10 protein-coding genes are annotated in these 15,392 nt (G+C 67.5%); 7 read left to right on the top strand and 3 right to left on the bottom strand.

Annotated elements, in window-relative coordinates; genetic code table 11:
• The first annotated feature begins 59 nt into the window (after positions 1–59).
• From AB4Y79_RS08050 to AB4Y79_RS08020, 7 genes are all read left to right on the top strand, one after another.
• Complete coding sequence (locus AB4Y79_RS08050) at positions 60–2,069, top strand: heparinase (RefSeq protein ID WP_441860319.1); 2,010 nt, start codon at positions 60–62, stop codon at positions 2,067–2,069.
• Complete coding sequence (locus tag AB4Y79_RS08045) at positions 2,066–3,211, top strand: LacI family DNA-binding transcriptional regulator (RefSeq protein WP_441860318.1); 1,146 nt, start codon at positions 2,066–2,068, stop codon at positions 3,209–3,211. Before AB4Y79_RS08050 ends, AB4Y79_RS08045 begins: the two co-directional genes overlap by 4 nt.
• A 68-nt stretch (positions 3,212–3,279) precedes the next feature.
• The gene (locus AB4Y79_RS08040) at positions 3,280–5,202 is read left to right on the top strand and encodes a DUF2264 domain-containing protein (protein WP_441860317.1); all 1,923 of its coding nucleotides are present in this window, start codon (positions 3,280–3,282) and stop codon (positions 5,200–5,202) included.
• 188 nt (positions 5,203–5,390) lie between these two features.
• A complete protein-coding gene (locus AB4Y79_RS08035; protein ID WP_441860316.1) occupies positions 5,391–9,137 on the top strand; it encodes a hypothetical protein in 3,747 nt (1,248 codons plus the stop codon).
• A 178-nt stretch (positions 9,138–9,315) separates the two neighbouring features.
• A complete protein-coding gene (locus tag AB4Y79_RS08030; RefSeq protein ID WP_441860315.1) occupies positions 9,316–10,095 on the top strand; it encodes an SDR family oxidoreductase in 780 nt (259 codons plus the stop codon).
• Positions 10,096–10,208: 113 nt separating this feature from the next.
• Positions 10,209–11,102, top strand: a complete 894-nt coding sequence (locus AB4Y79_RS08025) for an SMP-30/gluconolactonase/LRE family protein (protein ID WP_441860314.1) — start codon at positions 10,209–10,211, stop codon at positions 11,100–11,102.
• 14 nt (positions 11,103–11,116) lie between these two features.
• Positions 11,117–12,148, top strand: a complete 1,032-nt coding sequence (locus AB4Y79_RS08020) for an aldo/keto reductase (RefSeq protein ID WP_441860313.1) — start codon at positions 11,117–11,119, stop codon at positions 12,146–12,148.
• A 21-nt stretch (positions 12,149–12,169) separates the two neighbouring features.
• Here the strand turns inward: AB4Y79_RS08020 and AB4Y79_RS08015 are convergent, their stop codons facing one another.
• The 3 genes from AB4Y79_RS08015 to AB4Y79_RS08005 all read right to left on the bottom strand — a co-directional run bounded on the left by AB4Y79_RS08015 (position 12,170) and on the right by AB4Y79_RS08005 (position 15,369).
• Complete coding sequence (locus tag AB4Y79_RS08015) at positions 12,170–12,412, bottom strand: hypothetical protein (RefSeq protein WP_441860312.1); 243 nt, start codon at positions 12,410–12,412, stop codon at positions 12,170–12,172.
• A 10-nt stretch (positions 12,413–12,422) separates the two neighbouring features.
• On the bottom strand, positions 12,423–13,856 hold the full coding sequence (locus tag AB4Y79_RS08010; protein ID WP_441860310.1) for a flotillin family protein: 1,434 nt from the start codon (positions 13,854–13,856) through the stop codon (positions 12,423–12,425).
• Between the two features lie 232 nt (positions 13,857–14,088).
• On the bottom strand, positions 14,089–15,369 hold the full coding sequence (locus AB4Y79_RS08005) for a serine/threonine protein kinase (protein WP_441860309.1): 1,281 nt from the start codon (positions 15,367–15,369) through the stop codon (positions 14,089–14,091).
• Positions 15,370–15,392: the final 23 nt, after the last annotated feature.

Below are 15,392 nucleotides of genomic sequence, written 5' to 3'. Positions count from 1 at the left end.
CCAAGATAGTCTGTATCGTTCTTAAACGATCAAGATCGAACAACAGAAGCGATTTTTTGATGCCAGCTCAGCTGACCCCCGCCGTGGCACTGCCGCCCCGCGCCCCCCTTGCCTCGGCGTGGGGAACGCACGCCCACCCTGATGAACTGCTGCGCGCACTCGATGGCGGAAAGGCCCGCATACCCGTCCGTCCGGCAGGCGATCCGGCCTGGCACTCTGTAGCCGGCACCAGCCTGACGGCACTGCAGCATCAGGCAGCCCGGGAACGCGGAACCGCCTGGCCGCAGCCCCTGGTTTCCCAGTACGCGCGATACTTCCGTGACGGCAACCGCACCGCTTATGAGGATCTGGTGGCCGCCCGCCAGCAGAGGCTCACCCGTGCCGTGGTTATGGCCCTGACAGCCACTGACCGCGGTGAAGCCGAGCTGTGGCTTGACGAGGTTGTGGACGGCGCCTACCTTCTCTGCGAACAGAGCTCCTGGTGCTGGGCGGCACACGATGACGTGTTCCGCCGCTCCGGGGAGGTGGTGCCGGACCAAGGGCAGCCGTTCCTGGACCTGGGCGCGGGTGAGGTGGCTGCCCAGCTGGCTTGGCTGGACCACGTCCTGGGCGCCGGCCTGGACAACCGGGCCCCCGGCCTGCGGCGGCGCCTGCGCGAGGAAACCCACCGGCGTGTGATCCGGCCCTTCCTGGAGCGGCTCGACTGGCACTGGCTGGGCCTGGACGGTGATGTCCACAACTGGAATCCGTGGATCCACTCGAACCTCATCGCCGCCGCGCTGTTCCTGGTGGACGATCCCCGCCTGCGGGCCCGGGTCCTGGCCCGCTGCATCGAGGGCCTGGACCGTTTCCTGGCCTCCATCCCCCCGGACGGCGCCATCGACGAAGGATTCGCCTACTGGTGGAACGGGGCGGGCCGGGCCTTGGAGGGCCTGGCGCTGCTGGAGGAGGCCACCGCCGGCGTTCTCGGTGCCGGCCTGCCGGTAATCCGGGAGCTCGTTGCCTTCCCGCACCGGATGCACATCGGCGGCACCTGGTTCCTGAACGTTGCAGACGGTCCCGCACGCGCCGCCGTGGCACTTCCGTGGGACATGCTCCACCGCTGGGCGGTGCGCCTGGGGGACGGGGACGCGGCACAGCACGCAGCCTCGATGATCGCCGGGGCGCCGGATGCGGCCGCCGGGCTGGGCCGTGTCCTGCACTCGCTGTTCCTCGGTTCAGCGGCGCCCGAGCCTCAGCGGGACGGACAGGGCACCGTCCCGCCGGTGCCGTTCACGTACCTCCCCTCCGTCCAGATCATGGTGGCCAGGGAAACTTCGGGTTCCACCCGCGGCCTGCTCCTCGCCGCCAAGGGCGGCCACAACGGCGAACACCACAACCACCGCGACGTCGGATCGGTGGTGGTTGCCGTGGACGGCACGCCGTTGCTGGTGGATGCGGGCCAGCCCACCTACACCGCCAGGACGTTTGGTCCGGACCGCTACGAAATCCGTGCCATGCAGAGCAACTGGCACAATGTCCCCGCTCCCCTCGGAATGGAGCAGGGAACAGGCAGCCAATTCGCGGCGGAGGTCCTGGAGCAGCCCACGGCGGAGCGCCCGGGCCTTCAGCTCGCGCTGGGCGCCGCCTACGGAATGCAGCCGCACCAGTGGGTCCGCACGTCCACCCTGGACCGGGCCACGGGCCGAATCACCATTGCGGACCGCTGGGACCTCCCGGCCGGGCCGCACGGAGCAGTCTCGCACAGGACAGCGCCGCACGGAGCGGCGTCCGACGTCGACATCACCTTCCTGGCGGCCGGCACCGTCCGCGTCGGTCCGGAGGGCACCGCGGACATCCACCCGGCCGGTATTCCCGGGGCGGACTCCGGATGCGCCGCCGCAACCGCCCGGGGAGCCGCCCTGCAATGGAAGCCGGGATCCGCCGTCGTCCTCGTGGACGAATGGCACCTTGAAGACCCGCTGCTGTCCGCTGTCTGGGGACCGAAGCTCACCCGCCTGCGCTTCCGCGTGCCAACCCCGTCCGGCACCGCCGGAGCATTCACCCTCACTGTGGAGGCAACACCATGAGTCCTGAAAAATCCCCCGGCGCGGAAGGAAAGTCGCTGTTTTCGCTGCAGCGCAGGGAACGGCTCATGGAGGAGCTGCGCGCGCACGGCGCCATCACCGTCAGGGACATTGCGGCCAAGCTCGGGGTCAGTGAGCTGACCATCCGCCGCGACGTGAACACCCTGGCGGATGAAGGGCTGGTGTCCCGGGTCCACGGCGGTGCCACACTGCCCAGCCCCCTGGACCGCTCCGCGGCGGGCCGGCCCGCAAACCACAGCTATTCGATCGGCATGGTGATCCCGTCGCTGGACTACTACTGGCCGCAAGTGATCAGCGGGGCGCGCGCCGAAGCGGAAGTTCAGAACCTCCGGATCCTGGTCCGCGGCTCCGCCTATGACGCGGCAGACAACCGCCGGCAGGTCCAAGCCCTCCTGGATACCCAGAACATCGACGGACTGATCGTGGCGCCGGACATGGGCGGGGAGCAGGGACAGGAACTGCTGCGGTGGCTTAATGCGCTGCCCATCCCAGTGGTGCTGGCCGAGCGGCGCTCGCCGCCCGAGGTTCCGGCGCACCGGCTCGAGTGGGTGGCCACGGACCACGCCTTTGGCGCCGGCATGGCCGTACGGCACCTGTGGCAGGAAGGGCACCGGCGGATCGGCTGCCTGACGGACTCCTCCAGCCCCACCAGCCCGCACGTTGTCCGGGGCTGGCAACAGGCCCTCACCGCGCTCAAGATTCCGGTCCAGGGGGCGGTCCTCGAAGACTCGGTGAAGCACGTCAACGGTGAACGGGCAAAGCACTTCGACCAGGTGCTGGCACTGTGCACCAGCAGCGGTACCACCGCCATGCTGGTGCATTCGGATACCCAGGCGGTCGCGTTCGTCCAGCACTGCGTGGACCGCGGCCTGGCCGTGCCTGGGGACCTCGCAGTGGTGGGATACGACGACGAGGTGGCCTACCTCGGCGAACCCGCCATTTCAGCCGTCCGCCCGCCCAAGCAGTACGTGGGCAAGGTGGCGGTGCAGCTCATGGCCGCCCGGCTCGCCGAAGGACGGATGCGGCCGGTGCACCGGGTGGAACTGAATCCCGACCTGATCCTGCGTGATTCATCGGTGGGGGCGCCGCGCGCTGCCACGGGTGCGCTACTGGACTCGCTGTAAACATGATGCCGCCCCGCAGCGGCCACCCACTGCCCGGCCCGCGGGCAACCAACCCAACCTAGGAACCCATGCCTGTCCCTGCACCTCCCGTTGCCCTTGTCCTTCCTCCGCTGGACCGGGAATTGTCGCCATTCACCGGGCTCACCCGCGACCACTGGTGCGCCTATGCAGACCACCTGCTGCGCTCGGCGCACAGATTCGCCACCGACGACCACGCCAACCTGTTCCTTCCGGGCGCCACCAGCGCCTACGGTCCCCGAAGCGACTCGCTCGAAGCGTTCGCCCGGACCTTCCTGCTCGCCTCCTTCCGGATCGCCGGAGACCCGCAAGGCACCCGCTGGCTCGCGGACTGGTACGCGCAGGGGTTCGACGCCGGCACCGACCCCGCCAACCCCGGCCGCTGGCCCACGCCGGGCGAACTGGACCAGGCCAAAGTGGAAGCCGCATCGCTGGCCGTCGGCCTGGCCCTGACCCGCGACGTCCTCTGGGACACATTGCCCCGCCGGGTCCAGGAACAGCTGATCGCCTGGTTCGAGACGGTGATTGGCGAAACATACCCGCCGATCAACTGGGTGTGGTTCCAGATCGTCGTGGAAATGTTCCTTGCCGGCGTTGGCGGCAGGTCCTCCGACGCGGACATCGACGCCGGCCTGGCCGTCCACGACTCGCTCCACCGCGGCCACGGCTGGTTCGCCGACGGACCGGAGCGCGCGTACGACCACTACGTGGGCTGGGCCTTCCAGGTGTATCCGCAGTTGCTGCAGCTCATGGCGCCCGGGGATCCCCGGGTGCAGGCACGGGCGGCGCTGGACGGCGGGCGGCTGGCGGACTTCCTTGACGACGCCGTCCACCTGGTGGGGGCCGACGGTGCGCCTCTGGTGCAGGGCCGCAGCCTGATCTACCGCTTTGCGGCCGCGGCCCCGTTCTGGAGCGGCCAGCTGCTGGGCCATACCCGCTTGAGCCCAGGTGTTTCGCGGCGGGCGGCGTCCGGTGTCCTGGCGTACTTCATGGGCCGCGGGGCCACGAACGACGACGGCCTGCTCACCATTGGGTTCCACGGCGAATTCCCGGCAATGAAGCAGTCCTACTCCGGCGCAGGCTCACCCTACTGGGCGGCCAAGGGGATGCTGGGCCTGGCCCTTCCGGCGGAACACCCGGTGTGGACCGCGGTCGAGGAGCCGCTGCCGGTGGAAACCGGAGACACCCGGCTGTTCATCACCGCCCCGGGCTGGCAGGTGGACGGCACGGCAGCGGACGGCGTAGTCCGGGTCCGCAACCATGGAACCGACCACGCCAACCCCGGAACCCGGGTGGCCGACTCACCGCTGTACGCCCGCCTGGGATACTCCACGGCCACCTTCCCGGACCTGGAGTCCGAGTCCCTGGACAACGCCGTGGTGTTCGCCGATGCCGGCGGGCGGCTGACGCACCGCACCGGTTTTGAGTTCCTGGGCCAGTTCCGCGCCGGCGGGGTGCAGGTGGGGGCCTCCCGTGCGGCCACGCACTGGATCACCATCGATCCCGACGGCGGTCCGGACCACGGCAGCGGAGCTGCGGGGTCCGCCACGCCCGGGCCGGAAGTGACCGTGGTTTCGGTGACGCGCGGCGCCGTCGAACTGCGCCTGGTGCGTGTGCGCGGGGCGTCCGGCGCGGGCGCACGGCTGCGGATCGGCGGGTGGCCTGTCCCCGCCGGGTCCGTGCTCAGCAGCATGGTCCGTCCCGTGGCTTGGGGCCAGGACCTTGATGACACCGGCACATGGCTGTCGGCCGCACCGCACCCGGTGGGGGAGCATGTGGCCGTTCCGTGGGCCGGCACCGCCGCTGCGGCAGCTGACGGAGACTATGCGGCCGTCGTCGGACTCGGCGGGAGCGGACTCACCGCGGAACTGGACGCCGCCGGGTTCCGCCCGGATGGCGTGTTCGTGTTTGCCGACGGCACCTCCATGGACCCGTCCGACGTGTGGGGGAAGCTCCGGCCCCAGTCCGCCTGACCGGACACGTGACCGGGGCGGATCGAATCTGATCAACCGCGACTACTTCGTGGATCGAACGTGACAGCACATTTAGTGTTTGGGAGCGGGGCACACCCAGCCGGCCGCCTGCTTCAAGGCACCGCACCTGCCGCAGCCTGACGCACCCCCGCACCCACGTTCATTGACACAAAGGAGTTGTCGAACAAATGATCTCAACCACCCGCGGACGGCCGGCAGTCCTGCTGCTCACCGCCACCGCCCTGGCCGCAGGACTGCTGGCGGCTCCCACCGCCCAGGCGGACAACGCTCCGGTCCAGATCCTCGTGGACGGGAACGACGTCCTGGCGGACAACGCCAATGGCCTCACCTACAAGGGACTGGGCCTCGTCAGCGCCAACTCGACCAGCAACTTGCTGATGGACTACAAGGCGGAGCACCCGGACCAGTACTGGCAAATGATCGACACCATGTTCGGCGGCCCCAACCCCCTGATCGACCACGTGAAGATCGAAATGGGATCGGACACCAACAACTCCACCGGCTCCGACCCCGCCACCATGCGCACCGCGGACGAACTGGCCGACTCCTCCCGGTCCCCGGGCTTCCAGCTGGCCGCCGACGCAAAGACCGTCAACGCCAACCTGAAGGTATCCATCCTTCGCTGGACCATGCCGGAATGGGTCCAGAACGCCTGGAACCAAGGTTCCGGCCCCGGCTACGACGCCGTCTACAAGTGGTACAAAGAGACCATCCTCGACGCCTACACGCGCTACGGCTACATGGTGGACTACGTGGACCCCGATACCAACGAGACCAGCAAACCGGACACGGCGTTCGTCAAGTGGTACAAGGGCGCCATCGTCTCCGACACCGACTTCGCGGATCCGCGCTACGGCATTCCGGCGAACCGCCAGGACGATGCCGCAGCGGCCTACAAGGCCATCAAGCTCATTGCCTCGGATGAAAACACGTCCAAGAACATCGGCCCTGCCATGCTCACCGACGCCGAGCTCTTCAAGGCGGTGGACGGCGTCGGCTACCACTACACCACGGCAGACAGGTACGACGGCGCGGCCGACAGCAGCACGAACATGCCTTACACCAAACTGGCCCAGGGCCAGACTCCCACCGGCGCAGATAAGGAAGTCTGGTACAGCGAGGGGGTGGCCACCTTCGGCAAGACCGAATTCAGGGAAAACAACACCGAGGGCCCGGGCGGTGCCAGCACCGGGATCGGCGGCGTCCAGAGCGCGCTCGATGTCGCCAACCGCCTGGTCAAGGGCTTCGCGGACTCCAAGCGAAGCCACTACATTTTCCAGCCGGCCATTGGCTCGTTCTACGACGGCGCCCAGTACAGCGGCAAGCAGCTCATCACGGCCAACGATCCCTGGTCCGGCAGCATCCACTACGACGCATCCCTGTACGTGCTCCGGCAATTCACCCAGTTCGCCACCATGGGCTGGGAGAACAGCGCCAACAGTGCGGGGATCTGGCGTGCTGTGCCGCAGGCCAGCTACAGCGGAGTCAGCGGCACCGAAAACCTCGACGGCGCCAACGGGGCACCCAGCTACCTGACCCTTGCGGCGCCGGACAAGAAAGACTTCTCCACCGTGGTGGTCAACGACAGCGACCAGGTCAAGACCTACAGCATCAAGGCGCGGAACATGAAGCTCGGCAACAACCGGATGGAGGTGTGGGAGACCCGTGCCGCGGATCCCGGCCAGGCCGGCGACGCCAACTACCTGCACCTGGCAGCCACAGTCAAACCCGACGCTGACGGCAACTACTCCTATACGGTCAACCCACGGTCCATTGCCACGTTCACCACACTGAACAAGAGCAGCGACCCGGCAATGGCCAAGCGGCTCCCGCAAACTCCGGCCCCGTCCGTCCTGGATACCGACGAGACCGGCAAAAAGTCCAACACCTCGGATGAATTCCTGTACGCGGATGATTTCGAATACACCGAGGAAGGACCCGTCCAGGTCGGGGTGGCCAACGGTTCCGGACGGGCCATCGCCCCCTACGGCAACTCGCGCGGCACCCTGCCCGCAGCCCCGCAGGGCAGCACCCAAGGCGCCACCCGGTCCGTCCAGGGCTACCTGGAATCCAGGGGAAACCAGCCCCGCTACATGGTTGACCAAACCGGTGCCTGGGAAGTTGGTGCCGGTGCGGCCGGCGGCCATGTGCTCTACCAGTACCTCGACCAGTCCATGAAGGACACCAAAGCCTGGAACCCGGCCTCTCCCAACACCCTCATGGGCGACTACCGCTGGCAGAACTACACCGCCGCCGTCGACGTCTCCTTCCCCGACCCGGCCGGCGGCCTGGGAACCCTTGGCATCCGCCAGCAAAACGGCATGACCATCGGCGGCGCCGCCTATAACATCCGCGTCCAGGCATCCGGCGCGTGGACGCTGTACAAGCACGACACTGCCGCACAGAGCGGCACGGTCGCCCCGAAATCCGGATACAACCTGGCCCTGACTGGCGCAGGCAATACCATCAGCGCAGCGATCGACGGCAAGGTTGTTGCCACCTACCAGGATGCCGCTCCCGAACTCGCCGGCCGGGTGAACCTCGGCTCCGGCTTCTACAAGACCGGCTTCGACAACCTCACGGTCCGGACCGTCCCGGGTTACACCGCGTATGCCGGCGGCCTTATAGACAACATGGACCCGGCCATTCAGCACGCCGGGACGTGGGCCCGCCAGGCAGCCAACGGTGATTCGATGAACTGGAACCGCACCACTTCAACCAGTTCCACTGCCGGTTCCACCATCACCGTGCCGTTCACGGGCACCGGCGTCGATGTCATGGGCGGAAACAACGGCACTGCCCTCCTGGACGTCTCGGTGGACGGCGCCCCTTTGGCGAGGAACGCCGCGACGATGGCCTCGGGCAAGCGGCAGGCGGCCTACGCCCTCCGCGGGCTGCCCGACGGGGCCCACACCGCCACCTTCACCCTGAAAGCCGGGACGCTCGTTGTCGACGCCTTCGAACCGATTGCCGGTGTGGTGAACGGATCGGTGGACACCGCACCGATCACCAACGCACTCGATGCCGTCGGCACACCCACAGCTGCGGAGTATTCGGCGGCCAGCTGGAGCGTTTTCGCGGCCACGCGTTCCGCTGCCCAGGCCGCCTCCAACGGACAGCCCGGACTGGACACCACAGGCGTGGCCCAGCTCGTCCAACGGCTCACGAACGCCTGGAACGCCCTCACTCCGGCCAACGTCACGGACACCCAGAAGGACCTGGGCCTCACAGGTGCCCTGACCACTACCGGCAGCCTCCCAGCCACGGTTGTCATCGACGGCCAGAGCCATCCCGTTACCTGGTCCAACGCCAGCAAGTCTGCCGCGCGGACGGCATATTCGGCCTTCCCTGCTACCGGATGGACCAACGACGCCTACGTGGACGGCAAACAGCAGCTGTTCACGGCCAAGTTCGAGGTAGTCCCCGCCGGACTTGCCTACTACATAGACTCCGGCGTCACCGTCGCCCAGTCCTCGCCGCAGTTCAAGGCCGTCGCCGCGTTGCTGCCGCTTCGGAACGGCAACGCCGACCAAGCCTCCGCGGCGGCAACGTCCTGGGGCTACGTTCCCAATGGGATCACCGTCAAAGGCGGTACAGACTTGGCGGACAAATACTCCACCGGACTCTGGGCAGGCTCCGGCAAACCCATCCAGTACCGCCTCCCGCTTGACGCCGGCACGTACACGCTGACCGCCGGATTCAACGAATGGTGGGGAGTCAACCGGCCAATGTCGCAGGCAGTAACTATCGGAACGACAACCATCAACGGCACGCCCGTGAACCTCACCCCGGGCTCGACGGCCACCGGGACGGTGTCGTTCACCCTTGCCGAACCTGCCACTGTCACCTACACGGTCTCGAAGGCCGGAGCTTCGGACCCTGTCATCAGCTGGCTCGCGGTGGCGAAAGGCTGACAGGCAGCTGGCCCCTGACCATTGCAGGGGGCCACGTGAGTCCGGCGACGCCGTTGTAGTCGAGGCGCGCAGCCTCATACCCAGGGTCGTCCTTGGGGTCGTTGGACCCTGTCCTCCCCGGCAACACCCCGTTTACGGTGAAACCGGAAACGGTCAACGCAATGCGCAAGGGGATTCCATGACCCGGATATCAGTCGTCACAGGCGCCGCCTCCGGCATCGGCAAGGCCACGAAGGAACTGCTGGAGCAACGGGGCGGCCGCGTCATCGGCGTGGACATCCACGGCGCTGACGTGACCGCCGACCTTTCCACCTCCGCTGGGCGGACAGCGCTGGTGCAGGGAGTCCGGGACCTGGCGGGGCAGGTGGACGCCGTGTATGCGGTCGCCGGCGTGGCCACCCCCACGCCCGCCACCGTTGCCGTGAATTTTTTCGGCACTGTCGCCACCCTTGAAGGCCTGCGCCCGCTCCTGGCCGGATCCCCGGCCCCGCGGGCCGTGCTGGTCTCCTCCATGGCCGCCCTCCTGCCCAGCGACTCCGAGCTCGTTTCCCTGCTCACAGCAGAGGACGAAGCCGCGTCGCTTGCCCGGGCTGAAGTCCTTGCACGGGAACCTGAAACCACCGGGGGACTCATCTATGCCTCCACCAAGCTCGCGCTCTCACGCTGGACCCGGCGGCAAGCCGCCACCCCGCCGTGGGCCGGCGCCGGCATCCCGCTCAACGCCGTCGCCCCGGGCATCATCGCCACCCCGATGACGGCAGGCATGATCGAAACACCCCAAGGCCGCGAAGCCCTCCTTACGGTGGTCCCCATGCCGTTGAACGGCATCGCCGAACCGATCGCCGTAGCCCGGCTGCTGGCCTGGCTGGGCGGCGAGGAAAATACCCACCTGTGCGGGCAGGTGGTCTACATCGACGGCGGCAGTGACGCCGTCCTGCGCGGTGACTCCGTCTGGTGAGCCTGTAGCCCACCCGGGCCGACCGGCGCCCTTAGTGGTTCACGGCCTCGGCGCGGGAACGACGCTGTGCCCGGGCCGTGGCGATATCGTGGTGCCTATGCGAAGGTGCGCCGATGGCTGATGGACTGACGACTGGACCCTTGGAGTGCCTGTACACGGGCTCGATCTGGGCTGAGGGACCCTTGTGGGTGCCGTCGACGCAGACGGTGCGCTGGAGCGACATTCCCAACAACCGCATCCTGGAATTCGACCCCGCCACCGGCACTGCGGGCGAGTACGCGCGGGACGTCGAATTCACCAACGGCCGCACGCTCGACGTCGACGGCAGCGTGGTGCAGTGCAGCCACGGACGGCGCCGGGTGGAGCGGGACCGGGACGGCACCGTGACCGGCCTGGTTGCCTCCTACCAGGGCCGCCGGCTGAACTCGCCCAACGACGTCGTCGTTGCCAGCGACGCTTCCATCTGGTTCACCGACCCGCCCTACGGGATCCTTCCAGGAACCAAAGAAGGGCACGAGGGGGAGCAGGAGTACGGAGGCTGCTACGTGTTCCGGCTGGACCCGGCGTCGGGGACCCTCGCCGCCGTGATCACCGACCTCGTGCACCCCAACGGTCTGGCGTTCTCCCCGGATGAGACCCTCCTGTACGTAGCGGACACCGCCGGGGCCCGCTACGGGGTGCCGCTGAGGATCGTTGCCTACGGACTTCGCGACGGCGCATGCGGACCCGGCCGGGTCGTCGTCGAATTTCCCGACGGCCAGGCAGCCGATGGTCTTAGGGTGGACGTCGAGGGCAGGATCTGGACCTCCGCAGGCCCCGCAGTCAGGGTCTACTCACCCTCCTTCGAGCTGCTGGATTCCGTTGACGTCCCGGAAACCGTCTCGAACCTATGCTTCGGCGGCCCGGACGGCCAGGACCTCTACATCACCGCAACCACAAGCCTGTACCGCATCCGCACCGCTACCCGGGATGCGGCCGGCCGTCACTTTGCACCCACCAACCATTGAGCGTGAGGACAACCATGCAGTACAGAACCTTGGGCCACAGCGGCGCAGTCGTGACCAACTACGCGCTGGGAACCATGACCTTCGGCGCGGAAGCCACCGAGGAAGATTCCCACGCCATCCTGGACAACTACTTTGCCGCGGGCGGCAACTTCATAGACACCGCCGACGTCTACAGTGCCGGGACCTCGGAGGAGATCATCGGGCGGTGGCTCGCCCAACGGCCTGCGCTGCGGGACATGGCGGTCATCGCCACGAAGGGACGTTTCCCGATGGGAACGGCACCGAACGACGTCGGAACCTCCCGCCGGCGCCTGACCCGCGCCTTGGATGATTCCCTCCGCAGGCTGGGAGTGGAACAGATCGACCTCTACCAGCTGCATGCCTGGGACCCGGTCACGCCCCTGGAAGAGACCCTGCGCTTCCTCGACGACGCCGTGAGCCGTGGCAAGATCGCCTACTACGGCTTCTCCAACTTCCTGGGGTGGCAACTGACCAAGGCCGTCCACACAGCGCGTGCGCAGGGCTGGAATCCGCCCGTGAGCCTGCAGCCGCAGTACAGCCTGCTGGTCCGGGATATTGAATTCGAGATTGTCCCGGCGGCGCTTGATGCGGGGATCGGCCTGCTGCCGTGGTCCCCGTTGGGCGGCGGCTGGTTGTCCGGCAAGTACAAGCGGGACCGGCGTCCGGCCGGTGCAACGCGCCTCGGGGAGAACCCCGAACGTGGCATGGAGGCGTGGAAGGCGCGCAATGACAACCCCCGCACATGGACGGTCATTGACGCCGTGGAAGACATCGCCGCAGGCCATGGGGTAAGCCCGGCACAGGTCGCGCTGGCCTGGCTGGCGGACCGGCCGGCAGTCACCTCGGTGATTCTGGGAGCCCGGACCACCGGACAGCTCGCCGATAACATGGCGGCGGCCGATCTGCGGCTCAGCGACGACGAAGTCAGCCGCCTGACCGAGGCCAGCCTGCCGCAGGCCGGTGTTTACCCCTACGGGCCGATGGCGCAGGAGCAGCGCAGCCGCAAGATGGAGGGCGGCCGCTAGCCAGGCCGGCCGGCTCAGGCCTCACGCCGAGTGCTTCAACACGTCCGGCAGTTGGTCCACGTAGACCGTCTGCGGCGGGTCGTAGTAGATCACCAACACTTCCTCGCCCACCGCAAAGCCGCTTGTCTTGTCGTACGGGTAGGCGTGGAAAGCCATGATGCCACCCAGGTAAGGCAGCATGACTTCACCGATGGTGCCCGGCCCGATGCGGCCGGTCACCCGCCCAATCCTGCCCGTCAGGCTCCGGTCCACCTCTTTGTGCATCGACTGCCCTCTACGCGCCGGGAGCCTTGGGCGGGCGCTTGCCCTCGTCGCCCTTCCGGAGCGCGGAGGAGAGGGCCGGCAGGTAATCACCCACCTGTGCCAGGATCCCGCCCAGCATCTTGTTGACGCCCTCGCCGCCGTTCAGGACCGTCATCTGGCCCACATGGGAGAACGGCTCGGCCGCCGCGGCGATGATCGCGGGCATGTTCTCTGCGAGCTGCTGCGAAATCACGGCGTCCTGGTTGGTGCCCAGGGCTTCGGCCCGGGCCTTGATACCGTCTGCCTCGGCCAGGGCCTTGGCCTTGATGGCCGAGGCTGCCGCGTCACCCTTGGCCTTGGTGGCCGCTGCCTCGGCCTCGCCGGTGACCTTGGTAGCGCCGGCGGCAGCAGCCGCGGCGTTGGCGTTGGCCTGGGCCTGCAGTTCCGTTCGGCGGGCATTGGCCGTGGCCTCAAGCTCGGTGCGCCGGGCAAGGGCCTCCGCGGCGGAGATGTCGGCAGCCTTTTGGCCTTCCGCGTCGGTGCGTTTGGCGTACGCCTTCGCGTCTGCGGGCTTCCGGATGGTGGTCTGGAGCTTCTGCTCTTCGCGGTCCGCCTCCAGTTTGGCAACTTCGGTTTCCTGCACCACCACCTGTTGCCGGGCCGTGGCGTCGGCCAGTGGACCCGCTTGCGCAGCGTTGGCTTTGGCGCGTTCGGCGTTGGCCTGCGCCACTGACTGCCTGATCGCCGAGACGCTCTGCGCGTCGGCGATCAGCGCGGCAGCCTCCGCCTCCTTCTCGGCGGCCTCGCGGTTGCGGGTGGCCTCGGCAATGCGGGCTTCCATCTTCACCTGCGCGATGTGCGGCTTGGCGATGTTCTGGATGTAGCCGGTGGGATCCTGCAGGTCCTTGATCTGCAGCGAATCCACCACCAGGCCCAGCTTCTCCATCTCCACGCCGCTCGCGCTGCGGACCTGCGAACCGAGCTTGTCCCGCTCACGGATGATCTCTTCCATGGTCATGCTGCCGATAATGGAGCGCAGGTGGCCCTCAAAAACGTTATAGACCTGGCTTTCCATTTTGGGCTGCTGGCCCAGGAAGCGGCGGGCCGCATTGGCAATAAACGGCGGGGCATCGCCGATTTTGTAAATCACAACCCCCTCCACGATCACCTGGATGCCCTGGGAGGTAACGCAGGACACCTTGAGCTCGGTTTCATTCAGCGTGAGCGATAAGGTCCGCACCGTCTGGAGTCCGGGCAGCACCAGGGCGCCTTTGCCGGTGACGATCTTGAAGTCCATTCCGGCCCGGGTTTCCAGGGTTCCGCGCGTCAGCCCGGAAATGATCAGGGCTTCGTTGGGTTCGGCCACTTTCCACATCAGTTTTGTTGCCACCCAAATAAAGCCGACGGCAACAAGCACCCCCAATATGGTGGCAATAAGCGGGAAGAATGCGGTGAAATCCGGCATGAGCAGGTCCTTTCAATGCCGCGGAACAGGCATCACGGTAAAGCCCCAATAAATGCAGCCGCCCATTTCGCGCCGTAGAAATTTCCTTCGACTTCGGCGCGTCAGGCCAGCTGTTGTAGACAGTCTGATTGGGCCCCGCCCAAGAGTCCAGAGCTGGGCCGATATTTGCCTGCGGCAACGGAAAAGGGGCGGCCGGCAACGAGTCCGCACCGGTTCGGCCTTGGCCGGAGGCTCAACGTCCGGCAGCGGCGGCAGTAAAGGCGTCGACGGCGGGCCACAGCACCTCGGCGTGCCGGATATCGCTGTGGGCGCCGGCGAACGGGTTCTGGTCCTGGGAAATCACGGCATTGGCATCAAGGCAATAGAACCCGCCTGCAGTGAACCCGTAGGACTCACCCGGCTGACGCATGGCCACCGTGGTTGCCCCGGCCTGCTGGTAGCCGTCATGGCCCATCCCCTCCCAGCGGTACATGAAGTCGTGGACGTCCTCGTTGTCCTGGCGCTGGAGGAAGCTTGCCGTCGGATACCAGGTGCCCACCGCGCGGTCGGCTTTGCTGAAGGTGGCGAGGAACGGGCCATCCACCCGGTCGGTGCAGGATGCCAGGAGGCCCGTCCGTGCGGGATTGGTGGGCAGCGGGGACGCGAAACTGAAATGCGAGAAGGCCCCCTGGATGAGGTAGACAAGCTTGACGGCGCTGGCGGGGCCCGCGGCAGGCAGCCCGGCGAGCGCGTTCGCAACCAGCCGGGCCCCGAAGCTGTGTCCCATCAGGTAGATGCGGGGTTGGCTGCCGGGGCCCGCGAGTGAACCGAGGTAGGGGCCCAGTCCCTGGCTGCCGATGACGCCGGCACGGTTCTTCATTTCGTAATAGCTGAACGCACGCAGTACCTCACGGGCCCCTTTCCACAGCATGCCGAACGGGTTCCCGATGTCCTGTGCGCTCGACTGTGAAGGGGCGGCGAGCGCTGCGGCATGGGTCAGGAGCGGCGCTGTGGTGGCCGCCAACGCTGCCTGCAGGTTGGAGTCCTCGGACTCGGGCGGCGGCACGGGGGAGCTGACCAACCCGAGGGCAAGGCGGTGGAAGCGTTCCAGTTCGTGCGGATCCTCCGGTTGCCGGTCCAGCAAGTCTCCGATCGCGCCGAGGTCCTGCTCCTTGCTGGGGAACGCCGGGGCAAGGTGCGCCGCCAGTGTTGCCCCGGTGGAAAGGGCCCCCGGTGTTGCGGACGCCTGGTCCTCGGGAAAGAGCAGGGAGGGCCAGATGATTCCGACGGCGGCGCAGCCTTCCGCCTGCTGCCCCAGCTGGTCGGACAGATTGCCGAACATCCACTGGTAGAGGCTGCGCGCGGACTGGACATCGCTGTTCCAGCCGTGGGAGAGGACGAAGACGTCACGGATGCCGCCGTCGGCAACTGCGGCGGCCAAGGCAGCACCGTCCGCCGGGTTGTCCGGATCGGCGCTGCCATCGGCGGCGAACGCCAGCTCGTAGTAGTCGAGGTTCCCGATGCGACCGGTCATGGCTGCTCCTGGCTGGTGGGTGG

It is taken from the genome of Pseudarthrobacter sp. YAF2 (genome assembly GCF_052113345.1).
GTDB lineage: Bacteria > Actinomycetota > Actinomycetes > Actinomycetales > Micrococcaceae > Arthrobacter.
Note: the sequence above shows the minus strand (reverse complement) of the source record. Positions and strands in the feature narration are given on the sequence as shown.

Bases quoted from the DNA above. Each gene is read 5' to 3' on its own strand.
- AB4Y79_RS08035 (WP_441860316.1), top strand. From the start codon at position 5,391: ATGATCTCAACCACCCGCGGACGGCCGGCAGTCCTGCTGCTCACCGCC.
- AB4Y79_RS08030 (WP_441860315.1), top strand. From the start codon at position 9,316: ATGACCCGGATATCAGTCGTCACAGGCGCCGCCTCCGGCATCGGCAAG.
- AB4Y79_RS08020 (WP_441860313.1), top strand. From the start codon at position 11,117: ATGCAGTACAGAACCTTGGGCCACAGCGGCGCAGTCGTGACCAACTAC.
- AB4Y79_RS08005 (WP_441860309.1), bottom strand. From the start codon at position 15,369: ATGACCGGTCGCATCGGGAACCTCGACTACTACGAGCTGGCGTTCGCC.
- AB4Y79_RS08010 (WP_441860310.1), bottom strand. From the start codon at position 13,856: ATGCCGGATTTCACCGCATTCTTCCCGCTTATTGCCACCATATTGGGG.
- AB4Y79_RS08025 (WP_441860314.1), top strand. From the start codon at position 10,209: ATGGCTGATGGACTGACGACTGGACCCTTGGAGTGCCTGTACACGGGC.
- AB4Y79_RS08040 (WP_441860317.1), top strand. From the start codon at position 3,280: ATGCCTGTCCCTGCACCTCCCGTTGCCCTTGTCCTTCCTCCGCTGGAC.
- AB4Y79_RS08050 (WP_441860319.1), top strand. From the start codon at position 60: ATGCCAGCTCAGCTGACCCCCGCCGTGGCACTGCCGCCCCGCGCCCCC.
- AB4Y79_RS08015 (WP_441860312.1), bottom strand. From the start codon at position 12,412: ATGCACAAAGAGGTGGACCGGAGCCTGACGGGCAGGATTGGGCGGGTG.
- AB4Y79_RS08045 (WP_441860318.1), top strand. From the start codon at position 2,066: ATGAGTCCTGAAAAATCCCCCGGCGCGGAAGGAAAGTCGCTGTTTTCG.